The organism is Micromonospora sp. NPDC000442, assembly GCF_042898635.1.
Lineage (GTDB): Bacteria > Actinomycetota > Actinomycetes > Mycobacteriales > Micromonosporaceae > Micromonospora.
This window is the reverse complement of record NZ_JBIAYZ010000008.1, coordinates 12,210-33,818: the sequence shown is the minus strand read 5'-3', so window position 1 is coordinate 33,818 and position 21,609 is coordinate 12,210. Positions and strand designations below refer to the sequence as shown.

Below are 21,609 nucleotides of genomic sequence, written 5' to 3'. Positions count from 1 at the left end.
CCTTCTCCTACCGTGGAGGAGGTCGGCTGAGCCGGACGTGCCGGTGACCGGGCAGCTCCGGGCCGAGGTGATCAGGTCCATCCGGACATCTCGGGACCGGTGCTCGGGTCGGTGAAGCGAAGCCGGTAGACCGCGGGCATCGGCATCTGCCGCACCGTGGTCCAGCTGACCGGCACGCCGAAGCCGGCCAACGCCCGGCAGATGAAGGTGCCGTGGCTGCCGACGAGAACGACCCGGCCAGGGTGGCGGCGTACGAGTGTCCGCACGGCCTCGACGGCGCGGACGCTGAGCTGCTCGAGGCTCTCACCTCCCGGGCGCGCGTAGCATAGGTCCGCCCAACTTCTGACGTAATGCCGCTCCCAGACCTCGGTGAAGGCGAGGCCGTCGTCCCACTCGCGCAGCTCCATCACGGTGCGTACGGGGAGGCCGAGCGCGTCGGCGGTCGGCTGGACGGTCTGGATCGCGCGCCGGTACGGGCTGGACCACACCGCTGTCGGCCGCGGCTCGGTGAGCGCCGTTACCAGCTCCTGCGCTTGCCGCAGCCCGTCCGTGGTCAGCGGGCGGGTGAACTCGTCCGGACCGTCGGCGGTCGGTGGGACGGACCGGGCGTGCCGGACCAGCACGATCTCGGTCGGCGTCCGGATGCTGCTCATCCCCGACCCCAGAGGTCGTGGGGGCTCCTGCCGGGTCTGAAGCCGTGCGACTCCGCCAGCTGCGCGGCCTCCCGGAAGCCGTGTCCGACGAAGGCCGGCAGATGCGCGTCGCTGCCGAAGGTGATCGCGTCGCCACCTTCCTCGTGCCACCAGCTGAGCACGGTCGCGTGCAACGGCAGCCGGGTGTTGACTTCCAGAGCCCGACCGGACCGCGCAATCACCCGCAACGTCTCGCGGAACTCGTCTTCGAAGTCGCTGGGATCGAAGGGGCCGACCTTGTCGACCGGCCAGGAGCGGACCGGGTAGTCGATGTGCGCCAGCACGGAGAACATGTCGCTGGTCGTGACCATGGTGGCAACGTCGGCGAGGTACGCCCGGACCAGCTCGTAGGGATCCCGGTGCGGATAGATCGCCCAGGGCTCGGCGAAGCCTTCCTGATCGGGGAGGGTATGCAGGGAACCGAGGAGGCGGTCGAACCGGCCGGTGGCCAGTACCCGCGCGATCTGATCGGCGTGGCGATGGGGTTCGCCCAGCTCGAGACCGCTGAGGATGCGCAGCTGAGGGAACCGTTCCCGGCAGCGTTCCACCGCTTCCAGGTATCCGGCTGCGTCGAACGCGGGCGGCGTCAGCATTCCGCTCGCGTCGGCCAGTGCCGTCAGGTGGTCCGAGACGTACGGACCCTCGGTCGCGACACGCCACGCGGTGTGGTCCAGGTGTTCGGTGAACGTGATCGCGGGCAACCCGAGCTCGACGGCCCGCACGCACGACCCTTCCATGTCGCCGACCGGGGTGTCCCACGACCACTCGCTGTGCACATGACTGTCCGGGGGTAACGGCATCAGAGAACCTCCGCGGTCGCCGGGGGGTCAGGCGCGGTCGGCAACTGCCCCGCCGACCGGTCGGATGATCGAACAGGACGTTCGGACATTTCCATGTGCGACGGGCATCCTGCCGCGCATTGGAAGGAGCCGTGGCCAACATGGTGACCGTACCCTGCTGCCGTGACTCGGGTTGCGGTCAGATCAGCCGAGCCGGCGCGCAGAACGGGGCGCCGGACGCGTGGGCCGACCCACCCGAGCGACGTGCAACAGCCGGTCCGGTGCGACGTCCAGCAGCGCACCGAGCGCCGTCCGGGTGGTGGCGATGTCGATGAGCTGGCTCAGCGGATGCGCTGCCAGGCCGGTGGTGTGCAGGGCCAGCCAGACCCGCAGCAGCACCCGGCCGAACTCGACCTGGCCGGGTCGGTCGAGGTCCGCCGGGCCGACGAGGACCAGCACCGCGCCGCCGCGTGCGAGCGGGTCGTCGGCGGCGGCGAGCAGCCTCGGCAATCCCAGCGGCCGCAGCACTGGGTACGCGGCCAGCGCCGCGCGTAGCCCGGTCGCGGTGGTCCGGGACAACGCGAGGCAGTGGTCGTTGAGTCCGTCGGTGTGGTAGTCCGGATGCGTCGGATCGAGCCGCAGCCAGCGGCGCAGCTCGGCGACGACCGCCGGGTCCGCGTACAGCCGGCGGTCGGCGGCGCGCAGCAGGGCACCGAGACGATCCGGGTACGGCACGGCACGGACGCCGCCGCCCGTCTGTCGGGCAACTGCGTCCACCGCCGCGAGCGTGTCCCGCGCCGGGCCGCCGGCGAAGTGACCCCGATCGGTACGACGCTCCCACACATCGGTGGTACGGAAGGGCGTCGGGTAGCGGCACCACGCGGGCCGCAGCCGACCCACCCGGTGGTGCCGCTCGTCGTGGTCGGCGACGTACTCCAGCCGCAGGCCGGCATCGGCGGCGACGATCAGGCAGGTCTCGACGAACGCGCCGAGGGACAGTCGCAGGTCCCGGCCGGTGGGGTCGGCCGCCGGCAGCGTGTGGGCCGGGTGCCATCCGACGTGGATCGCCCCGGGTTCGTAGCGCAGCCGCCACGGCTGGGTGTTGTGCGCGCTCGGAGCCCGCCAACACAACGGCTCCAGCGCGCGGAAGGCGGCGAGGTCCACCTACCGCTCCCTCGCGTAGAAGGTGTACCCGTGCAGCGGGCGACCGCCGAGCCGCCGGTACTGGGCGGCCGACGCCGGGTTGTCCCGCCCGACGTACGTGCTGCGCAGTGTGGTGTAGCCGGCGGCGTACAGGTTGCGGTGCAGGTGCGCGGAGAGCAGCCGCTGGTAGCCGCGTCCCTGGTACTGCGGCAGCACCCCCTTGACGATCAGCACCGCCTCTCGCCGGTAGCGGCGACGCGCGGCCAGCAACCGCAACTGGTTGACCGGGTGCAGGTCGCCGCGGACGGTGACCAGGAACTCGCTGATGTCCGGTACGCAGAGCACGAACGCCACCGGCCGCCCGTCGCGGGTCAGGTAGAGCAGCAGTGACTCGTCGAGCAGGTACGCCAGGCCGTCGGTCTGCCGCCGTAGCTGCCCGGCGGAGATCGGGGTGTAGTAGCCGAGCTGGGCGAAGGAGGCGTTCAGCATCCCGCGCAGCAGGTCGAGCTGGTCGTCGAGCCGCCGGACATCACCTCGGTGCAGCTCCAGCCGCGCGTCGTCCGGCTCGACGCGGGCCGGCTGCGCTGGGGCGGGCACCGGGCAGATCCAGGTGTCGGACTCGAACCGGCGGTGGAACCCGTACGCCTCGTAGGCGGCCACATAACGCGGCGGGTTCCAGGCGCTGTCGACGAAGCCCCGCTCGGTGTAACCGGACGTGATCACCCCGCCGGCCTGGTTGGGCAGCAGCGCCACCGGGCCGAACAGCAGATCCCGGTCGGCGTCGGCCTGCGCGGTCATCGCGTCGAACAGCGGTCCGGCGGCAGGCGCGGTGAACTCGGTCAGCCCGAACAGCTGGCATCGACGGCCCAGCTTGGCGTCGAAGGCCGAGTCGGTGTGCAGGGTGGTGCGGCCGATCACCGTGCCGGCGGCGTCGCGCAGCAGGTACAGCGGTACGCCGTCACGCCACCACCGCCGGATCTGCTGCCGGGGGACGGGTACGTGACGCGGTTCGTCGGCGTACAGCCGGTCGGCGAACGCCAGGAACTGCCGCAGGTCCCGGCGGCCGGTGACGCGTTCGAACCGGTGGCCGCTCACCGCCGCACCGCCGGCCCGGTCGTCTCCGCGCCCAGCGGGGTGAAGGTCGTGATGTGTCCCATCTCCGGGCCTTCGGCGCGCCACGCGCCGTTGGCGTACCCGTCGGGAGCGGCGCTGTAGAGCCGGATGAACCCGGCGGTGGCGTTGCGGGTGCCGTCGGTCAGCCAGACCATCAGCCGGCGGTGGTGGCGGGTACGGGCGAAGCGCAGCATCGCGTCGCGGTCGGTGAAGAACGCGATGGTGCCGAGGGTCAGCGGGAACTGCCAGTAGACCGTGTGCCAGCAGTAGCCCGACATCCGGCGCATGTCCCGCACCATCCGGAACCAGGCCGGCGCCAGCCGCAGCAGCACCAGGGGGTTGGCGTAACGGGTCCCGCCGATGAACATGGCACCGGCGCGGGCCTGGGCGGGGGCGCGGGAGAAGTCGCGGGTACGCATGGTCACCTCACCAGGTAGACATTCTTGATCTTCTGCCGCCCGGCGAACGGGCCACTGTCGGGTTCGTGTAGCTCCACCCGCAGGTCACCGGCGGTCGGGTCCTCCACGAGAGACTGGGCGAAGTCCCGCGAGACCGAGGTGAGGTGCCGCCGTACGCCGCTGCGGCAGGCGGCGGTCAGCGCGTCGCGCTGCGCGTCGGCCAGTGGGCGGCGCAGTTCGAGGTGGATCACCGGCCGGGTCTCCAGCGCCGCGTCCTCGACCAGCGCCAGACAGAAGCGGTTGATCTCGGCGGCGTGCGGATTGCCGGTGTAGAGGCCGTACTCGATGTCCTGGGGGTAGAGGTTGGCCCCCAGGTAGGAGACCGTGGAGTCGCGCCGCCCGAACAGCAGCAACACCGGTAGGGTCATCCGCTCGACGGAGCCGGCGGTGCGGAACTCGGCTCCGCGTACCGGGTCGGCCTGCGCCAGCTCGACGATCCGCTGGTACGGCACCAGCAGCGCCTCGTCCCCGATGTTGTAGCGCAGCCGAGGTTGCAGCACATCGGTGGTGACCGTGCAGACCAGCTCCCGTCGCTCGTTGGTCTCCAGGTAGGTGCTGAACGGGTTGTACTGGAACACCATCGGCAGCCGCTGTTCGTCGGCGCCGAGCAGCGCGCTCCGCAGGGCGCGGTCGGTCTGCAACCGTCGTCGCAGCCACACTGTGAGCCGGGTCTCCGCGCCGATACCGATGGTCAGGTCCGAAGCCCCGTACGCCGAACGCACCAGCGCGAACCGCTGCTCCAGGTAGTCGCGCAGTGCCTCGGTCATTCCCTCGCCGCCGCAGCTGGCGAAGATGCGGTACCGCGACCACGGGAAGCCCTCGGCGTCGAGCCGGTCGCGCAGGTGCTTCAGAAACGGCGGGTAGGCGGTCACCAGGTAATCGAAGTCGGGACCGAACTCACGGAGCGTGTCGACGATCTTCCCGAGGTCCGGGCCGGTGTTCTTCACCACGGCGATGCGGGCCATCGCGGTGCCGGTCGTCGTCCCGGTCGCCCAGGCGCCCATCGAGTAGGCGTTGATGACGAACGGCTGGCGCATCGGAAACACCAGCCCGGTGTAGCCGGCGATGTCGCGGTGCACCGCGCGCAGTTCCCGCTCCCCGCGGGGCCAGTTGAACGGCTGCCCGGACGAGCCGGCCGACTCGTCGACCACCACCCCACGGGTGGGCAACCGTCCTCCCCAGCAACGCGCCGCGGCGTCGTAGGCCGTCACGTAGCCGAGCTTGTCGGTCTCCGGAAAGTCGCCCAACCGGCGCCGGGTACCGGCGGGGCGGGCCCGCAGGAAGGCCCGGTAGGCGGGCACCTGCCGGGCGGCTCGTACGCAGATCGCCGCTGCGTTAGCCGCAGCCAGCCGGTCCAGCAACGGATGGTGCCGCCGCGCCAGCCACCGCCACCCGGCGGGATGGTGGCCGGCGAGCCGGCTCAGCGCGGCGACCAGCCGGCCGAGGGTCGCCAGGATGGCCTGCCGGGCCCGCGCGGCCACGGCCGGCAACGGAGATTCGGCGGTACGCAGAGCGGAGTGTCGGTGTGGCAGTTCGGCCATGACGACATCCTGTCCACGCCGGAACGTCGACACCTGAGCCCGCGCACGGTCCCCGCTGAGTACCCCTACCCAGCCGGCTTCACGTGTTACTCGTTGAGCAACTGCTCCCGGAGGATGTCGGCGTGCCCACAGTGCTGGGCGAGTTCGCGCAGCACGTGCAGGTACACCCACCGCAGCGGCAGCGGGCCCCGCCGGTTGCCGCGCAACATGTCGTCCAGACCCAGGGACGACGTCGCCTGGCGTGACGCCGCGCAGGCCTCGCGGTGCGCGCGCTGGACGGTGGCGATCGTGTCGCCGTCATCGAGGATGAACGAGTCGTCCGGCGTCGCCGGAATGCCGATCTCAGCGCGCGACCGGCACGTGACGGCCTCGTCGAACCAGACCTTCTCGACGAAGGTCGCGTGCTTCAGCAGACCCAGCAGCGTGGTCCGGGAGGCCACCAACGACCGGCGGGCCTGTTCCTCGGTGAGCCCGTCCAGGCAGTTGGTGAGTGCTCTGCGGTGCTCGTCGATGAACGCCTCGAACTGGGCCTTGGCGGGCTGTGCGACGACCTGCTCGGCGAAGGTGGGCGGAAAGGAAGCCATGGCCGAAGCATCCCACCTTCGGTAGCGGGCCGGCAGCGGCATCGCCGGCGGCGGCTCGGTGCGGCGACCGAGGGGGCCCTGGTCGGGGGCGTAATTCGGTCGCGTGCGGCGCTGCCGGCGAGGACGATACGGCGATGCCCGGCGTACCTGAGGGATTCACCTATCGACTCCGCAAGAACGGGGACGTGGAACTGCTCCATCACGGCCGCCCCGCCGTGGTGCTTCGGGGTGCCGCCGCGGCCCGATTCCTGATCGACGTCAACACCGAGGATCCGCAGGAGTTGATGGCGCGCGTCACCGGCAAGTACAAACACGGCAACGAGCGGACGGCCAAGAAGCATCCCCGCAACCGACGCCGGTAGGGCACCCTCAGCGACCTATGGCTGATTCGGCGGCATCGTCTGACCTGGCGGCCGGGCTGCGTCCCAGCGAGTCGGAGACCTTCCGCCGGCAGCCTATAGCCGGGGCGTCAGGCGTCGGATTCGAGGGCGAAGGTGTTGCCGTCCGGATCCTGGAACCACGCGATTCGCCCACCGCCGGCCCGAGCGGTGATTCCCCTGGCGTCATGGTCCAACTGGTCGTACCGGATGATGTCGACGCCGGACGAGACGAGCTCGTCGACGATCTGGTCGATGTCGTCGACGTACCAGGTCGCCAGGGTCGCCGGGCTTTTCCCGGCAGTGACCGACTGGTAGACATTCAGCGCCATCCTGCCACCGCAACCATAGATGCGGCTGCCGTCGGCGATCTGGGCGCTGGGGCCGGACTGTAATGCCTGGAGGCCGAGCTTGCCTTCGTAGAACGCGATCGCCCGTTGGATGTCGGACACCGCGACCGACGCTCTGAGGTCGTATCTGCTCAACGGCATGAACCACTGTCGCACAGGGCTAGCCGACCGCAGGGCTTATCAGCATGGTCCTGCGTCGCGGGTCGGCGGACAGCCATCCCGTTGCCTGCTCGCTGGGAAGCAGCGCCGGCCAAGGGATCTCCGCACGCGTTCGGGGGCCTCGGCCGATGCGTAGCACGAACCGCCAAGGCTCCTGGCCGCTGGGCCCGCACCAGGCCCGGCCACGGATACTCGGTTCGGCGGTCAGCAACTCGTACTGCTCGGCTACCAGACCGTCGCACCAGTACCACCGAAGGTGCCGGTCCTCGAAGCCCTGGAACTCCGTGCAGATGCGGAACTCCAGCCGTACCCAGAAGTCCTGCTCATCCATGGCGACCCCCACCGACGACCGGGTGCCATCGCACCGTACGCCACATCCGATGAGTGGGCGCGCCTACGCTGTGTCCGGCGGCCACCGCTGCGACATGGTCGAGCCGCCCAGTCGCTCATGATCGACGGACTACTGTGGCTCGCGTACCAGATCGCGCTCAGACCACGATGGTCAGACGAGGACGATTCAGTGAGTGACGTTCCGGATCTCGGCCCCGTGCCGCAGCGCATCGCCGTCGACGCGGAACAGGTGCGTCGGCTCGTCGCCGACCAGTTCCCGCACCTGGCCGACCTCCCGATCGAGCCGGTGGCCAACGGTGGCTGGGACAACTGGACCTTCCACCTCGGTCCCGACCTGCTGGTGCGTCTACCCAGCGCTGCCGAGTACGCCCTGGCGGTCGACAAGGAGCATCGGTGGCTGCCGGCCCTCGCTGCTCGGCTGCCGCTGCCCATTCCCACCCCGGTGGCGAGAGGCAAGCCAGATGTGGACTATCCCTACCCGTGGTCGATCTACCGATGGCTCGGCGGCGAGCCGGGCAGCCCGGACCGCATCGCCGACCCGGCGCGATTCGCGATCGACCTGGCCGAGTTCCTGGCGGCCTTGCGGGCCGTCGATGCCGCTGGCGGTCCGCGGCCGGGTGTCCACAACTGGTTCCGGGGCGGCACCCTGCGCACCTACGACAAGATTGTTGAGCAGGCGCTCGCAGAGTTGGACGACCACGTCGATGCCGAGCTGGTGCGCAGGCTCTGAATCCGGACGTGACCGTTGCCGGGCTGTACGGGGAGATCACCGCGATCGGATACCCGGTCGCCGCAGCGACCTGACCGGCCCTTGACCTCGGCATCGTGACCGGGACGTGTCGACCTTTCCGAGTCCCGCCCCTGGCCCGCTACGGCGCAGGTTCCAGTACGACGACGGGGATCTGGCGGGTGGTCTTCCGCTCGTAGTCAGCGAAGATTGGATACGCGGCCTTCTGCGCGTTCCAGATCCGTTCCCGCTCGCCCCCGGTGGCGACTCGGGCGACCAACTCGACCGTGTCCGTCCCGATCTCCGCTCGAGTGTGCGGATGAGCGAGCAGGTTGTGGTACCAGTCCGGGTTGGTGGGCGCGCCGGCCTTCGACGCGAACACGGCATAGCCGCCGTCCACCTTCTGGTACATCATCGGGTGTACGCGAGGCTGCCCGCTCTTGGCGCCGACCGTGTGCAACAGCAGCAGCGGCTCGCCAGCGAAGTGACCACCCACCTGCCCGCCGTTGGCGCGAAACTCGGCGATGACCTTGTCGTTCCAGTCGCTCATGTATTCCCCTCGACAAAGTGCGTACCGGCTCCTTGAGTCCGATTCTGACAGTTCCGGCTCCGCCTCACACCGTGACGCGACCGGGCACCACGCGAGCTTCGTCTACCGACTCTCCGTGGCTGGTGGTCACTGCCCATGGGACGCGGACAACGGCAGGTGTGGACGGACCACGGACCGGGTCAACGCCTCGGCGGTGGCGCGCGGAGCAGCGGTGGCGGTCGGCCCTTCCGCGTAGTAGCGCAGGAACGCGGCGTGGAAGCACGCGCCGACCAGGAGGGACGCGACGGCGTTCGGGTCCGCGTCGGGGCGGATGCGGTCGATGGCCTGCTCGGCCTGAAGGTAGTTGGCGATGCGCGCCGGGGGCACCCGGCGCCTGATCGTCGTCACCGCGAGCGGACACGTCGTCGACGCCGGGGACGGCCCGTTCACCCGAACCGTGGTCAAGCCGATGCTGCGGCGCTACCTCCGCGAGGAATTCGCCGACTTCGCTCGCGCCGAGCAGGCAGTCCGCGACAGTGCGCTCGACTGGACGATCCTGCGCCCGCCCCGCCTCACCGACGGCAGACACCGTCCCTACCGTACCGCCGTCGACCGCAACGTCCGCGGAGGCTTCACCATTGCCCGCGTCGATCTCGCACATGCCATCCTCGCCGCACTGGACGACCCCACCACCGCCGGCCACACCATCTCGCTGGGGTACTGACGGATGAAGAAGCGGATCATCATCGCCGGGTGCCTGCTGCTCGTCGGCGTACTCGGCGCCGCAGGCACCGTCGGACACCTCGCGTTCGGTCGGCCGGCCGCCAACCCACCAACCGAAGCCTGCGCCGACGGCCGCGCTCCGGGCGCGCGCCCCACCGTCGTCGCAGCCGGCTCCAGCTCGACCCAGGGCCGGCTCGGCGCCGACTGGGTGAGTGCGCTTCGCGAACGGCCCGAACATCGCGGATACGAGTTCGTCAACGCCGGCATCAACGGCAACACCAGCGCCGACCTACGCCAGCGGGTCGATACCGACATCATCGCGTGCCGCCCCGCCGCGGTCCTGATCCTGATCGGCGGCAACGACGTGTGCGACGACGTCCCGCTGGATCAGTACCGGGACAACCTCAGCGCGATCGTCGACCGGGTCAAGTCCCGCACCACCGCCCGGATCGCGCTGCTGTCCCTGCCGCCGTTGGGCGAGGACCTCGACGCCGAACTCAACCGGAAGCTCAGCACGTACAACACCGTGATCATGCAGACCGCGACCCGCGCCCAGGTCGACTACCTGCCCGTACACGAGCAGCTGGCCGACATCCTCCGGCAGCGCGTCGGCGACCCCGCACCGTACGACTTCAGTTTCCCGCTGGCCTTCGGCGCGGCGACCCAGCACTACCTGTTCGGTCGAAGTTGGGACGAGGTCGCCCGTAACGGCGGACGCGAACTGCACGTCGACCACATTCACCTCAACGACCGGGGCGGCGCGATCATCACCGAACCCGCCGCTGAATGGCTGGCCACGTAGTACGGCAGGGCAATGGGTCAAGGAAAGCCGTCGCACGCCGCAACCTTTCCTCGCTTCTGGTCGTCTTGGCTGTTAGGTCACCCCTGATGCTCAGCCGAGAAGAGGCGGACGTGGACCCTCGTGCTCCTGACTTTGACGCGTCTGTCCGGGCCAGGACACCGGCGCTGCTTCGTTCGGCGTATCTGCAGGTGTCGCGCTGGCGTCGACGCCGCATCGCCACCGCCGTCGCCGGACTCGCGGTCGCCGCCGCGGCACTGGGCACCGCCGTCACCGTCGGCACCGACAGCCCACCGACGCCTCCAGGGGCCGACCCCGGACCGCTGCCGACGGCGCTGCCGACCGAACAGCAGGCAGGCGAGCCAAGTTCGAGCCTTGGCCCCTTCAGGTCGGCCACCATCACGGTCCCGACCTGGGGCGCGACCGCGGACGCCAGCTGCGCCAAGGGGCGGATGTCCGTCCGGGACGGCCAGTACGTTCGCGATGCCTCCAGCCGAGCGGTGAACGTCTTGGCCTATGTCTCGGCTGACGTCGATCACGACGGTACCGAGGACCACGTCGCTCATGTGATGTGTGGTGAAGGACCGGAGGCCGGCGGCAGCCAGACCGTCGCCTTCCGCCGCAGCGGTCAGCAACTGGTGCCGATCGGCCGCGTTGTCGGCATGCAGGACGGGATCGCGATGATGGACCACCTCGAGGTTCGCGTCGGCGGCCGAGTCGCGGTGCTGGTCTCCGAGGAATACACCGACGGTGAGCAGAACACGGTGCCGAACCAGTGGCGCACGTACGCCTGGCAGGACGGGCGGTTCCGGCAGGTGGACGGCCCGACGACGTTCCCAGCGAAGCCACCACCGGCCACCCTGCTGTCCGTCGTACCCGCCGCCTTGTCGTTCCGACCGCAGGGCGACGGATTCACCGGCCGCATGACGGTCACCGTCACCAATGACGGCGCTGTCGACGTCGCCCGACTCGAGATCCTGCTCATCCTGCCGGTGCAGGTCCGGCCGGCGGGCGATGACTGGAACGGTTGCGTGGTACGTCCGGACGCCACCCAGACGGCGCTGGTGTGCACCGTCCCGGGACCGCAGGCACAGTCGAGCAGCACTGTGCAGTTCACCTTCGTGGCCGCCGACAAACCGGTACCGCTCGACGACCCGATCGGTCTCGGCAACCACTACATGCAGGTCTCGCAGGTGCCGCCGCTCAATGGGCAGGTCACGATCAACGACCCGGAGACCATCATCCCGATCACGGTGCCCTGAGCCCGCCGACGGCCCCGACCGGTGCCACCGACCAGAACTGCCCGAGCACTGCCCCCATCGAACGGTCGCTGGAGCCGATGCTGGACGCGGCCGGCCTCGACACCGTGGGCGGCGAGGTCTCGCGCGTAGCCACGGCGTCCACCCTGGTGTCAGGCGTCGATGATCGAGACGCGGTTGGGGTGGGGTGGCTCCGGCTGAAACATGGTCAGCAGGCTCTCGCCCTCGGCGACGACGGCGTCGCGCTCATCCGGCGCGAGGCCGCGCAGCGGCGTGATCCGTAACGTCGTCGCGCCGTCGTCGGCGGTGACCGCCCAGGTGCCCGAGACCCGTCCGTCGACCAGCAGGAAGCGTGCGCCGGTGACGCTCAGCCCGCGATGTTCGGTGTCGATGACGCGGCTGCGGTCGTCGTAGCCGAGCACCGCGTTGTCGAACGCCGGCAGGAACCGCGGCGGTACCGGGGTTTGCGGGTCGGGCAGCGCGCCGTCGGGCACGTCGAGCAGCTCGCGGCCGCGCTCGTCGCGGAACGTCCGCAGCGACGGGCGCAACCGTTGGACGGCCTCCCGCAGCCCGCCCAACCCGGACCAGGCGCGGATGTCGGCGGTGGCCGCCGGACCGTACGCGGCGAGGTAACGCAGGACCAGCGCGTCGACGGTGGCGGGCGACTCCGGCGGCAACGGCCGACCCAACCACGTCTCGATGGTGGTGTTGTACGCGGCGGCGCGTTGGCCCCAGACACCACGCGGTGGCACCTGCACGAGCGGCACGAGCGTGCTGAGCGCGTCGCCCAACGTGCGCGCCTGCACACCCGGCCAACGGTCGGCGATCATGCGGGCCGCCTCGGTGAGCATGCGTGGCCGCTCCTCGAACAGCGGTCTGCCCAGTGTCGTCAGCTCGTCGAGGTCGACGCCGGGCAGCGCGCGGCGCAACGTCGACCACATGCGTGAGACCAGCATCGCCTGGTGCACCGGCCGCAGCGTGACGCAGTCGCCTGCGGTCACCAGATGCAGGGTGCGGCGCATCAGCAGGGTGCGGACCGCCCGGCGGCTCAGCAGCAGCTCGGCCAGCGCCGACGGCTGGAAGTCGGCCAGCCGGCTCCACAACCCGACGTAGGGCTCCAACGGTTCCTGCGCCTGCAACCCCACCAGGTGCTCAAGGGCGTCGGCGATCGGCATGTCGTGCCGGCGCAGCAGGAGCTGACGGGCCAGCAGGGCCCGGTTGAGGGCACGGCGGTCGAGCACGCTCATGGCGCCGACGCTATCGCCCACCCCGGACATCTTCCTGGCGGACCTGAGGGTGCGACAGCTCCACTGTCGCGTCCGGATGTGGCGCGCTTGGTTCAGGCCACCAGCAGACGGAGACCGAGTTCTGCCGCGTCGAGGGCGACGAGGTCACGGTTGCGCTCGGCCCACCGGCCTGAGGCCAGGTCTTCCCGGAGCCCGCCGACCGCCCGCTGCTCGGCCTGCGGTCCGACTCTGGTCCACACCGACACCGCGCGGCGTACGTGGTCGTCGAGGTACGCCTCGGGCCGGCGCCAGTACGCCTCGAAGAAGCCGTCGGCGCAGTCCCACGGCACCAGCACCGGCTCGGCGTGGCCGCCGATCGCGCCGGTCAGGTCGGCCAGCGACGGCCACCCGACGAGCAGGTCGGCGAACTGGGGCAGGTAGTCGCGGGTGAGCCAGAATCGCTGCCGCCAGCGGGTGTCGTCGGCGTCGTAGGTGAACACCACCACGCGGCGGGCCACCCGCCGCATCTCGCGCAACCCGGCGACCGGGTCCGGCCAGTGGTGGACGGTGCTGACCGCCATCGCGGCGTCGAAGGACTGGTCCTCGAACGGCAGACTCTCCGCGGCCGCGGCCACGCACGGTGCCGCACCCGGGGGCCGCTGCGCCCGCATCACCGCCGACGGCTCCACCGCCGTGACGTCGCGGTCGGGTGGCTCGTACGAGCCGGTGCCGGCTCCGACGTTCAGCACCGTCCGGGCGTCACCCAGCGCAGCCCAGATGCGCGCGGCGATTCGTGGCTCGGTGCGTCGCGTCGCGGGGTAAGCGGATCCGATGGCGTCGTACAACTGGGCCCCGAACACTCTCAGCTGCTCCTCCGGTGTCGTCCTGATTCCCCTCGCCCGTGCCTCCAGCTCCCGGTCGATGGCCGTCACCATGGCGGCAGCGCGATCACGCTGATCCATCAGCAGGCCCCGCAGCCGGCACAGATGCGCGACCGCGTCCGTGGTCGGATCGTCGACCAGGTCCGCGATCTCGCGCAGCCCGAAGCCGAGCCGCCGGTAGGCGAGCACCTCCCGGAGCCGCTCCACATCGTCGACGGAGTAGGCCCGGTGTCCGGCCGCGGTTCGAGTGGACGGTTCGAGGAGGCCGATCTCGTCGTAGTGGTGCAGGGTGCGGACGCTGACGCCGGCCAGCTCCGCCACCCGTCCCACGGTCAGGTGCTCTGCCATGGCACGACTATCGGGCATCACGCCGCGTGAGGAACAAGGCTCGCCGCCGCCCGATCTTCCTCAGGTCCGCTCCAACGTCTGCGCGCGAGCGCGGCCGTACTCGGCTAGGGCGTGGAAGGCGGCCTTCGGCGTCCATGAGCCGTCGGGCAGGACCCGCACGATGCCGCGTGCGGCCAGGTCGTAGTCGTGCGCCGGGTCGCCGGTGGTGGGTAGGTGCCGGTTCGCGAACGTGTACACGAACGCCGCCTCCACCCCGCCACGCTCGTAGTCGTGTAGCAGGTCCAGCAGGTAGCGGGCCTGGCCCTGCTCGTCACGTTCCAGTTCGGTGGTGAGCTTCGCGGCGCGGCCGTGTTCGTCGTATGTCACCGGCTCCGTCGCGCCCGCGAGGTCGGCCGCACCCCGGAAGGTGCAGCAGCCGAATTCGGTGACGGCGTACGGTTTGCCCTGCCCGACGGCTGCGGCCAGGGTCTGCGGAAACACCGCGGCGTTCGTCGCGTCACGGTAGCCGGCGTCGCTGGCGATGATGTCGAACGGTGCCCAGTCGACGTCCTCCAGTGGGATCGAGGCGTAGCCGACGGGGCCGCCGAACCGCTGGCGCACCGCAGGCACCACCTCGGCGAAGAAGTCGCGTACGGCGGCTCGGGCAACCGGGACCGCCTCCCGCATGCGCATCGGATCGGCGAACAGTGTCAGCCGCTCGACCAGGTTGCGACCGGGCAGGAAACCGTCGGTGAACAGGGAGATCTCGGAGCCGGTGAGGTACACGACCGAGGCGCCGGTGCGGCGGAGCCGCTCGGCCCGCTCGGCGCCGTCGAGCAGGAACGCCATCAGTTCGTCGCGGTCAAGGCCGTTGGTGAAGGGGGAGTACCACACCTCGAGCCCCGCCTCGGCGGCGAGTCGCGCGGCCAACTCCAGTCGATCCTGGACACCGCCGGTGAGGCGTACCGCGTCGCAGTGCAACTCCTCGCGGATGACATGCAGGTCGCGCCGCACGGTCTCGGGGACGAACGGTTCGTGGGTGGTGGATCCGGCGCTCACGAAGCCGGTGTCGTAGTTCATGCCGAAGACGCGCACGGTAGCTCTCCTCGCCTACAGGGTACTTGGCGTACCTTATAGGGTACGTCTAGTACCCTGCAAGTCATGGGCACCAGACGCCGGGGCGAGGAACTGGAACGGGCGATCCTGCAGGCGGCGGCGGAGGAACTACGCCGGTCCGGGTACGCGGGGATGACCATGGACCGGGTCGCCGCCCGGGCCGGGACCAACAAGAACGCCATCTACCGCCGATGGCCGCATCGGGCGGCGCTGGGCATCGCGGCGTACCGCCACCTCTCCGACATCGCGATGCCGAACCCCGACACGGGCACCCTGCGGGGCGACGCGCTCGAGATGCTGCGGAAGGCGAACGAGACGTGGTCCTCGCCGCACGGGGCGGTCCTGCGCAGCCTGCTGGCCGCGGCGGCGGACGACCCGGCGCTGCTCGACCTCATGCGCGAACGATCAGGCGCGGACACCATGGACCGCGCCTGGCTGACCATTCTCGACCGCGCGGTGGCCCGCGGTGAGGCACCGCCGTCGGCCGTGCACCCGCGGGTCGCGGCCACGCCGATGATGCTGCTGAGAGCCGAGTACGCGACGCGTGGCATCCCGTCGGTCCCCGACGAGATCCTGATCGAAATCGTCGACGAGGTCTTCCTGCCGCTCGTACGCGGCCGCGTCTGACCCTCGCACCCGCGACGGGTCCGCGTCGCCCGGTCCCCGCGACGCCCGACCCACCGGCCGGCGTTCGATCAGGATGGGCCGGCCCGAGCCGGGGCGGGGCTACGCTGACCAGGTGCGGTTGGTCATCATGGCAGACACCCACCTGCCGAAACGTGCCCGTGACCTGCCGCCCGGGCTGTGGGCCGCCGTCGACGCCGCCGACCTTGTCATCCATGCCGGCGACTGGGTCAGCGCCGAGTTGCTCGACGACCTGGAGCGGCGCAGTGCCCGGCTGATCGGCGTCCACGGCAACAACGACGGTCCCGACCTGCGGGCTCGACTGCCGGAGATCGCCCGCGTGGACGTCGCCGGGGTGCGCATCGCGGTGGTGCACGAGACCGGGCCGGCCAGCGGCCGGGAGCGGCGGTGCGCGGCTCGCTTTCCCGACTGCGACCTGCTCGTCTTCGGCCACTCCCACATCCCCTGGGACAGCGAGGCCCCCGGTGGTCTGCGGTTGCTCAACCCCGGCTCGCCGACCGACCGGCGCCGCCAGCCGTACGCGACGTACCTCACCGCCGAACTGACCGACGGTCGGCTCGACGCCGTCACCCTGCACGAGGTGCCGCGCTAGCCGGCGCGGGCCGACCTAGTCTGGAAGCATGCCGAAAGCCATCTGGAACGACCTGGTCATCGCCGAGAGCCCGGACACCGTCGTGGTCGAGGGCAACCACTACTTCCCCCGTGCCGCGCTCCGCGACGACCTGCTGAGGGACTCCGACACCCACACGGTCTGCCCGTGGAAGGGCACCGCGTCGTACTACACGCTGGAGCACGACGGGCAGACCAGTGTGGACGCCGTCTGGTACTACCCGCAGCCGCTGCCCGAGGCCGAGATGATCCGCGACCGGGTCGCGTTCTGGAAGGACGTCAAGGTCGTCGGGGACGACTGACTCCGGGTCATGTCCCTGCGGTTGCGCGACGGTCGCGACGGCGGCAGGCCGCAGCGTCGCCCGGCCGACGACCGGACGGCGCCCGCCGCATGTCACCCCGAGTGGGCGCGGTCGAAGGCGATCAGCCGCTGCACGAACCAGGAAGGGTCGGCCAGGTGGGGGTAGTGGGTGACGGTCGGCGACGTTTCGACGACCGCGCCGGGGATCCGGCTGCGCAGCCAGGCCGAATACTCGTCGGTTACGGGCAGCCCGTGTAGCGACAGGAAGGGAATGGCTGCCGCATCGCCATGACGTCGGCGAAATTCTCGCCCCGCAGGGCCTGCGCCATCCGTGCCGGCAGCGGCTTCACATCGAGTGTCTGATCAACGGTGACCACACCGCGCGCCGGGAAGCGGGCAGCGTAGGCAGTGGCCACCACCCCGCCGTAGGAGTGCCCCACGACCAGCGGGCGTTGCTCGATGCCCAGGGCGCGGACGAGTTCGTGGAGGTCGTCGGCCATGCTCAGCGGATCGTACGGTGCCACCCGCGGCGAGCCTCCGTGGCCGCGCAGGTCGACGCGGACCGTGCGGAAGTAGGAGGCCAGCGGCACCCGATTCCAGAAGTGGCGGTCCTCGGTCATGCCGTGGATCGCGACGAGGAGTGGTCCGACGCCATCGACGTCATGGGCGAGCGGGACGGTCGGGGTCATCGGTGCGCGCCGTTCCTTCCGCCGGTCGGGAGGCTCGCGCGAACGAGGCTGCGCGCCACGTCGACGCTTACGGTGAGGGTGTCGAGGGCGAGTGGTTGGGTGGCGAGAGCGCCCTCGTGCAGCACGAGGAGTCGGGTGGCGAGGGGTACGGGTCGCGTGCAGCCCGCCGCGGTGGCGAGTTGCCTGAAGAGATTCAGCAGCCAGTGCTTCTGGTTCGCGGCGATGCGGTGGGCGGCATGCGCGGGGTCCGGGAGTTCGGCCAGCGCGTTGATGAAGGCGCACCCTCGGGTGTTCGTCCTGCTCCAGATCCGCAGCGCGTCGAACGGTGCGGTGACCGCGTCGACCGGGTCGGCGCATGCGTCGACGGTGTCGCGGACGAGCGACCGCCAACGCTGGTCGCGCTCGGTGAGGTAGGCGGTGATGAGCTGATCTTTCGAGCCGAACTGGTTGTACAGGGTCCGTTTGGTCAGACCCGAGTGCTCGGCGATGAGATCCACGCCGACGGCGGTGATTCCGCGGTCGTAGAAGAGTTCCTCGGCGGCCGCGAGGATGCGGCGGCCAGCCGGGGTCCGGGCCCGGGTTTCCGTCATGCGGGGCTCCTCCTCACCGATCGCTGTACGCTGGTGGTTCACAGATCAGTGTACTTCAGGAGGGGGCAGCTGATGGCGGTGCCGACGACCATGCGTGCCATGCGGATCGCCCGGCACGGTGGGCCGGACGTGCTGACCGAGGCGGAGGTGGCCGTGCCCGCCCTGGCGGCGGGGGAGGTGCTGGTCCGGGTCAGCGCGGTGGCGCTGAACAACACCGACCTGTGGACCAGGGAGGGCGCCTACGGTCGCCCGGGGGACCCGAAGGCGCCCTCGGGCTGGCGGGGGCCGATCGAGTTCCCCCGCATCCAGGGTGCCGACGTGGCCGGCCGGGTCGTGTCGGTGGGGCCCGACGTGGACGGGAGCCTCGTCGGCCGCCGGATGGTCGTCGATCCGGCGATCTACGACGCCGAGGGGCCGGACGCGAACCCGGTGGGCCTGATGGGCAGCGAACGCGACGGTGGTTACGCCGAGTACGTGACCGCACCGGCGCGGCAGGTGCACGACATGACGGCGTCACCGCTCGCGGACGATCAGCTCGCGGCGTTGCCGACGGCGTACGGCACGGCGCTGGGCATGATCGAGCGGGGCCGGCTGCGGGCGGGGGAGACCGTCCTGGTCTCGGGAGCCTCCGGCGGCGTGGGGTTGGCGCTGGTGCAGATCGCCCGGGCGCGTGGCGCGCGGGTCTTCGCCATCAGCAGCGGAGCGAAGATCGACTCGGTGCGCGCGGCGGGAGCACACGAGGTGGTGGACCGCGCGAAGGGCGTCGTCGAGCAGGTCCGCGCCATCGCCCCCGACGGCATCGACGTCGGGCTCGACGTGGTCGCCGGAGACCTCGTGAGTGAGGGCCTGCCCCTGCTGCGCGACGGCGGCCGGTGGGTCATCGCCGGCGCACTCGGCGGCTACCAGGTGGGCTTCGACGTGCGCCGCCTCTACCTGCACAACGCACAGTTGATCGGCTCCGCGATGCACAGCCCCGCACACTTCGAGCTGCTGATGGACCTCGCCCGGCGGGGTGAGATCGCGCCCGTCATCGCGGCGACCTTCCCACTGCACCAGGCCGCTGAAGCCCAGGAGGAACTTTCCCGTCGACGTCACGTGGGAAAGATCGTCCTGGTCCCGTAGGGACCCGTCCGGCCCGTGCAGCATCGGGCCGCGCAGCCCGGCGGCGCCGGCCACGGCCGGATCGGAGTGCACGGCCGTCCCGAGGAGACCGCAATGATCCTACCCTCCTAGGACGGTTTAGCGGTTGTGTGTGGCGTCACCGCAGGTAGCGGGCCACCGGGATGGACGCTCACGGGAACGTCGGTTGGACCCGGCCGCCAGCATTCGCTGCGGCTGCGCGCGGGCAGTGGCCCTCAGTTCGCTGCGCACCAAGATGATCTACGGTGGCAGTCGAGGAGCGCAGATGACGTCACGACCCGGGGTACAGCGTGCGCTGATCGCTGCCGTGCAGGTGCTCAGCCTCGCGGTGTGGTTCTCGGCCTCCGCCGTGGTGCCGGCACTACGCGAGTCGTGGCAGATCAGCGCCGCCGCATCCGTGTGGCTGACCGCGTCCGTCCAACTCGGCTTCGTCGCCGGTGCCGTCACGTCGACAGTGCTGAACCTGGCCGACCGGATCAGGCCGCACCTGCTGATGGCCGGCTGCGCGACGCTCGCCGCCGCTTGCACCGGCCTCTTCGCCCTCACCGTCGACGGGCTGGCCGGGGCCATCCCGCTGCGCTTCCTCACCGGTGTCTTCCTGGCCGGGGTCTACCCGGTCGGCATGAAGCTGACCGGATCCTGGGCGCCGCCGGCCCGCCGAGGGCTCGCGTTCGGCGTCATGATCGGTGCGCTGACCCTCGGCTCGGCGCTACCGCACCTGATCGGCGGACTGGGCGATCTGCCGTGGCGCGGCGTGATGGCCACCGCGGCCGGCTGCGCGCTGCTCGGTGCGGTGGTGGCCGTGACCCTGGTGCGGGAGGGCCCGCAGTTCGCCCCCGGCACGCCACCGCGTCCGTACCCCCGGTACGCCCTGGCGATGTTCGGCCAGCGTGGTCCCCGGCTGGTGAACCTGGGCTACTTCGGACACATGTGGGAGCTGTACGCGCTGTGGACCTGGCTGCCCAGCTTCCTGATCGCGGGCACGGCCGCCCGGACCGGTCGCGACGACGCGAACGTCAGCCTGCTCGCGTTCCTGGCCATCGGCCTCGCCGGGGTCGCCGGATGTCTCGTCGGCGGCTGGGCCGCGGACCGGTTCGGACGACCCCGGGCCGCGTTCACCGCCCTGGTGGTCAGCGGCGCGTGCTGCCTGGCCTCGCCGCTGTTCTTCACCGCGTCGCCCGGCGCCGTCGTGCTGCTGGGGGTGGTGTGGGGTGCCGCGGTGGTCGCGGATTCCGGTGTCTTCTCGACCGCCCTGAGCGAGGTCGCCGACAGGCGGTACGTCGGAACCGCGCTCACCGCGCAGACGGCCATCGGGTTCGCCCTGACCGTCGTCACCATTCAACTCGTGCCCGTGTTGGCCGACGCGGTCGGCTGGCGTTGGGCGTTCCTGCTGCTCGTCCCGGGCCCGTTCGTCGGCGCGCTGGCGATGCGCGCCTTCGGCCGTCAGCCCGCTCGCGCCTGAGCAGCGAAAAGGGCACCGCCGCCGGGCCGTCGCCAGGCGCCGCGACGGTCGACGGCCAGCAGGTGCGTCTCATCCCAGTGACAGCCGACGCCGCGACGGAGAAACCGGGTGGCGGCGATGTCGCCGTCCACGTCGACCGCGACCGGTGCGAATCGGCGACGCCGGCTCAACCGCATCGGGCAGTCCGGCAGACCCGATCTGATCAGACGCAGGCTCTCGGCCTGACTGTCGTACGCCACCCGCCGACCGTATCGGCGTCGAGGCGCGGTGTGCAGCACGCGCCCGTTTCCGCTGGTCCGGTCGGTCGATTTGGGTGAGTCGTTACGAGTCGGGGTGCTTGTCCAGCGCGGCGGACGAGTAGTGGATCGTCTGCGCCACCAGCAGCCCGTCGCGCACCACGTACGAGTCCACACCGTCGTGCAGGGCGATGTCGTCGGCCACGCAACGGCCCGACCAGACCAGCATGCCGACATCACCATCGGTGAGTAGCTGCCGGTAGCGGTAGGCCCCGTCCTTGACGTAGCTGCGCAGGATCCCGGCGAGATAGCGCACCCCGTCATGACCGTGGTGCACGCCTTCGGCGGAGAGCAGCCGCACCTGCGGGTGGTAGTTCTCGCGCAGGTCACCCTCCAGATCGCCGTCCTTGCGGCGGCTCAGATGGTCGCGTAGCACCTGCTCGGTGCTCCGGCTCATGTCGTACCTCCTCGGTGTCTGGGCCCGGTCCGGTGTCTCGGGACTCGCCATCCGGGTTGGGCCGGTAGCCGTTGGCCACAGCACGCCGTCGAACTGCACCTCCTGACGGCTCGCCATAACCGCGGCCGTTGACCGGAGCATGTCGCACCATGCCGGGGGTGGCCACTCGGACAGCCAGTTGGGGATGCTGCCGGCGCAGTCGCAGAGGCCGTTCAGGGCGCCGGAATGGACGCCACCGAACGGTGTCTGCCGCCGGAACAGGCTCTCGACCGGAGGAGGGGACGATAGCCGACGCCGCACTTGGTCAATCGGTGGAAACCGAATCTTGTCGTCGTTCTTTCGCCCA

The 21,609-nt window shown here is 70.7% G+C and carries 29 protein-coding genes; 10 read left to right on the top strand and 19 right to left on the bottom strand.

From position 1 onward, the window contains the following. Positions 1-71: 71 nt before the first annotated feature. From ACFY2A_RS14830 to ACFY2A_RS14800, 7 genes are all read right to left on the bottom strand, one after another. Positions 72-653: a histidine phosphatase family protein gene (locus ACFY2A_RS14830; RefSeq protein ID WP_387171858.1), complete on the bottom strand. Its 582-nt coding sequence runs from the start codon at positions 651-653 to the stop codon at positions 72-74. Beyond that, positions 650-1,492, bottom strand: a complete 843-nt coding sequence (locus ACFY2A_RS14825) for a PHP domain-containing protein (protein ID WP_387171856.1) — start codon at positions 1,490-1,492, stop codon at positions 650-652. The genes ACFY2A_RS14830 and ACFY2A_RS14825 overlap by 4 nt, the downstream gene beginning before the upstream one ends. 183 nt (positions 1,493-1,675) lie before the next feature. Beyond that, a complete protein-coding gene (locus ACFY2A_RS14820; RefSeq protein ID WP_387171854.1) occupies positions 1,676-2,635 on the bottom strand; it encodes a nitroreductase in 960 nt (319 codons plus the stop codon). After that, positions 2,636-3,709 (bottom strand): GNAT family N-acetyltransferase, encoded by a 1,074-nt coding sequence (locus ACFY2A_RS14815; RefSeq protein ID WP_387171852.1) that lies wholly within the window; start codon positions 3,707-3,709, stop codon positions 2,636-2,638. It lies immediately after the preceding gene. Next, positions 3,706-4,146 (bottom strand): DUF4188 domain-containing protein, encoded by a 441-nt coding sequence (locus ACFY2A_RS14810; RefSeq protein WP_387172279.1) that lies wholly within the window; start codon positions 4,144-4,146, stop codon positions 3,706-3,708. Before ACFY2A_RS14810 ends, ACFY2A_RS14815 begins: the two co-directional genes overlap by 4 nt. A 2-nt stretch (positions 4,147-4,148) precedes the next feature. Then, entirely contained in the window at positions 4,149-5,726 is a 1,578-nt protein-coding gene (locus ACFY2A_RS14805; protein ID WP_387171850.1) for a phenylacetate--CoA ligase family protein, read from the bottom strand. Positions 5,727-5,812: 86 nt separating this feature from the next. Then, positions 5,813-6,310, bottom strand: a complete 498-nt coding sequence (locus ACFY2A_RS14800; RefSeq protein WP_387171847.1) for a DinB family protein — start codon at positions 6,308-6,310, stop codon at positions 5,813-5,815. Between the two features lie 134 nt (positions 6,311-6,444). Between ACFY2A_RS14800 and ACFY2A_RS14795 the strand changes: the two genes are divergently transcribed. Next, positions 6,445-6,672, top strand: a complete 228-nt coding sequence (locus ACFY2A_RS14795) for a hypothetical protein (RefSeq protein ID WP_387171845.1) — start codon at positions 6,445-6,447, stop codon at positions 6,670-6,672. A gap of 107 nt (positions 6,673-6,779) precedes the next feature. Here the strand turns inward: ACFY2A_RS14795 and ACFY2A_RS14790 are convergent, their stop codons facing one another. Both ACFY2A_RS14790 and ACFY2A_RS14785 read right to left on the bottom strand, forming a co-directional pair. Continuing rightward, positions 6,780-7,139 (bottom strand): VOC family protein, encoded by a 360-nt coding sequence (locus ACFY2A_RS14790; RefSeq protein WP_387171843.1) that lies wholly within the window; start codon positions 7,137-7,139, stop codon positions 6,780-6,782. Between the two features lie 58 nt (positions 7,140-7,197). Then, positions 7,198-7,527, bottom strand: coding sequence for a hypothetical protein (locus ACFY2A_RS14785; protein WP_387171841.1), 330 nt, complete (start codon positions 7,525-7,527; stop codon positions 7,198-7,200). A 189-nt stretch (positions 7,528-7,716) separates the two neighbouring features. On the opposite strand from ACFY2A_RS14785, the gene ACFY2A_RS14780 reads away from it, so the two are divergent. Beyond that, complete coding sequence (locus ACFY2A_RS14780) at positions 7,717-8,277, top strand: phosphotransferase (protein ID WP_387171839.1); 561 nt, start codon at positions 7,717-7,719, stop codon at positions 8,275-8,277. Between the two features lie 139 nt (positions 8,278-8,416). Here the strand turns inward: ACFY2A_RS14780 and ACFY2A_RS14775 are convergent, their stop codons facing one another. Both ACFY2A_RS14775 and ACFY2A_RS14770 read right to left on the bottom strand, forming a co-directional pair. Then, entirely contained in the window at positions 8,417-8,824 is a 408-nt protein-coding gene (locus ACFY2A_RS14775; RefSeq protein ID WP_363924217.1) for a nitroreductase family deazaflavin-dependent oxidoreductase, read from the bottom strand. 126 nt (positions 8,825-8,950) lie between these two features. After that, positions 8,951-9,190: a hypothetical protein gene (locus ACFY2A_RS14770; RefSeq protein ID WP_387171837.1), complete on the bottom strand. Its 240-nt coding sequence runs from the start codon at positions 9,188-9,190 to the stop codon at positions 8,951-8,953. Between ACFY2A_RS14770 and ACFY2A_RS14765 the strand changes: the two genes are divergently transcribed. The 3 genes from ACFY2A_RS14765 to ACFY2A_RS14755 all read left to right on the top strand — a co-directional run bounded on the left by ACFY2A_RS14765 (position 9,174) and on the right by ACFY2A_RS14755 (position 11,587). Further along, positions 9,174-9,527: an NAD(P)-dependent oxidoreductase gene (locus ACFY2A_RS14765; RefSeq protein WP_387171835.1), complete on the top strand. Its 354-nt coding sequence runs from the start codon at positions 9,174-9,176 to the stop codon at positions 9,525-9,527. The two genes, ACFY2A_RS14770 and ACFY2A_RS14765, sit on opposite strands and share 17 nt — an antisense overlap. 3 nt (positions 9,528-9,530) lie before the next feature. Beyond that, complete coding sequence (locus ACFY2A_RS14760) at positions 9,531-10,328, top strand: SGNH/GDSL hydrolase family protein (protein ID WP_387171833.1); 798 nt, start codon at positions 9,531-9,533, stop codon at positions 10,326-10,328. Between the two features lie 188 nt (positions 10,329-10,516). Continuing rightward, positions 10,517-11,587 (top strand): hypothetical protein, encoded by a 1,071-nt coding sequence (locus ACFY2A_RS14755; RefSeq protein WP_387171831.1) that lies wholly within the window; start codon positions 10,517-10,519, stop codon positions 11,585-11,587. On the opposite strand, the gene ACFY2A_RS14750 is transcribed toward ACFY2A_RS14755, so the two are convergent. The 4 genes from ACFY2A_RS14750 to ACFY2A_RS14735 all read right to left on the bottom strand — a co-directional run bounded on the left by ACFY2A_RS14750 (position 11,574) and on the right by ACFY2A_RS14735 (position 15,113). Next, positions 11,574-11,720 carry a hypothetical protein gene (locus tag ACFY2A_RS14750; protein WP_387171829.1) on the bottom strand — a complete coding sequence of 49 codons (147 nt, stop codon included), beginning with the start codon at positions 11,718-11,720 and terminating at the stop codon, positions 11,574-11,576. The two genes, ACFY2A_RS14755 and ACFY2A_RS14750, sit on opposite strands and share 14 nt — an antisense overlap. Positions 11,721-11,736: 16 nt before the next feature. Next, on the bottom strand, positions 11,737-12,831 hold the full coding sequence (locus ACFY2A_RS14745) for a winged helix DNA-binding domain-containing protein (protein ID WP_387171827.1): 1,095 nt from the start codon (positions 12,829-12,831) through the stop codon (positions 11,737-11,739). 92 nt (positions 12,832-12,923) lie between these two features. Next, the gene (locus ACFY2A_RS14740) at positions 12,924-14,039 is read right to left on the bottom strand and encodes a MerR family transcriptional regulator (RefSeq protein WP_387171825.1); all 1,116 of its coding nucleotides are present in this window, start codon (positions 14,037-14,039) and stop codon (positions 12,924-12,926) included. Positions 14,040-14,099: 60 nt separating this feature from the next. Further along, positions 14,100-15,113, bottom strand: a complete 1,014-nt coding sequence (locus ACFY2A_RS14735; protein WP_387171823.1) for a hypothetical protein — start codon at positions 15,111-15,113, stop codon at positions 14,100-14,102. Positions 15,114-15,179: 66 nt separating this feature from the next. Between ACFY2A_RS14735 and ACFY2A_RS14730 the strand changes: the two genes are divergently transcribed. The 3 genes from ACFY2A_RS14730 to ACFY2A_RS14720 all read left to right on the top strand — a co-directional run bounded on the left by ACFY2A_RS14730 (position 15,180) and on the right by ACFY2A_RS14720 (position 16,690). Further along, entirely contained in the window at positions 15,180-15,761 is a 582-nt protein-coding gene (locus ACFY2A_RS14730; RefSeq protein ID WP_387171822.1) for a TetR/AcrR family transcriptional regulator, read from the top strand. A 112-nt stretch (positions 15,762-15,873) separates the two neighbouring features. After that, entirely contained in the window at positions 15,874-16,371 is a 498-nt protein-coding gene (locus ACFY2A_RS14725; protein WP_387171820.1) for a metallophosphoesterase family protein, read from the top strand. Between the two features lie 28 nt (positions 16,372-16,399). Continuing rightward, positions 16,400-16,690: a DUF427 domain-containing protein gene (locus ACFY2A_RS14720; RefSeq protein WP_093408718.1), complete on the top strand. Its 291-nt coding sequence runs from the start codon at positions 16,400-16,402 to the stop codon at positions 16,688-16,690. Positions 16,691-16,928: 238 nt separating this feature from the next. On the opposite strand, the gene ACFY2A_RS14715 is transcribed toward ACFY2A_RS14720, so the two are convergent. Together ACFY2A_RS14715 and ACFY2A_RS14710 are read right to left on the bottom strand one after the other, a co-directional pair. Next, the gene (locus ACFY2A_RS14715) at positions 16,929-17,378 is read right to left on the bottom strand and encodes an alpha/beta fold hydrolase (protein WP_387171817.1); all 450 of its coding nucleotides are present in this window, start codon (positions 17,376-17,378) and stop codon (positions 16,929-16,931) included. Then, complete coding sequence (locus ACFY2A_RS14710; protein ID WP_363924203.1) at positions 17,375-17,968, bottom strand: helix-turn-helix domain-containing protein; 594 nt, start codon at positions 17,966-17,968, stop codon at positions 17,375-17,377. Before ACFY2A_RS14710 ends, ACFY2A_RS14715 begins: the two co-directional genes overlap by 4 nt. Before the next feature lie 72 nt (positions 17,969-18,040). Here ACFY2A_RS14710 and ACFY2A_RS14705 point away from each other — a divergent pair, with 72 nt between their 5' ends. Together ACFY2A_RS14705 and ACFY2A_RS14700 are read left to right on the top strand one after the other, a co-directional pair. Continuing rightward, positions 18,041-19,090 carry a zinc-binding dehydrogenase gene (locus ACFY2A_RS14705; protein ID WP_387171814.1) on the top strand — a complete coding sequence of 350 codons (1,050 nt, stop codon included), beginning with the start codon at positions 18,041-18,043 and terminating at the stop codon, positions 19,088-19,090. A 283-nt stretch (positions 19,091-19,373) separates the two neighbouring features. Next, positions 19,374-20,570 (top strand): MFS transporter, encoded by a 1,197-nt coding sequence (locus tag ACFY2A_RS14700; RefSeq protein ID WP_387171812.1) that lies wholly within the window; start codon positions 19,374-19,376, stop codon positions 20,568-20,570. On the opposite strand, the gene ACFY2A_RS14695 is transcribed toward ACFY2A_RS14700, so the two are convergent. Then, complete coding sequence (locus ACFY2A_RS14695; RefSeq protein ID WP_387171810.1) at positions 20,552-20,809, bottom strand: hypothetical protein; 258 nt, start codon at positions 20,807-20,809, stop codon at positions 20,552-20,554. The two genes, ACFY2A_RS14700 and ACFY2A_RS14695, sit on opposite strands and share 19 nt — an antisense overlap. 82 nt (positions 20,810-20,891) lie before the next feature. Beyond that, complete coding sequence (locus tag ACFY2A_RS14690) at positions 20,892-21,263, bottom strand: nuclear transport factor 2 family protein (RefSeq protein WP_387171808.1); 372 nt, start codon at positions 21,261-21,263, stop codon at positions 20,892-20,894. Positions 21,264-21,609: the final 346 nt, after the last annotated feature.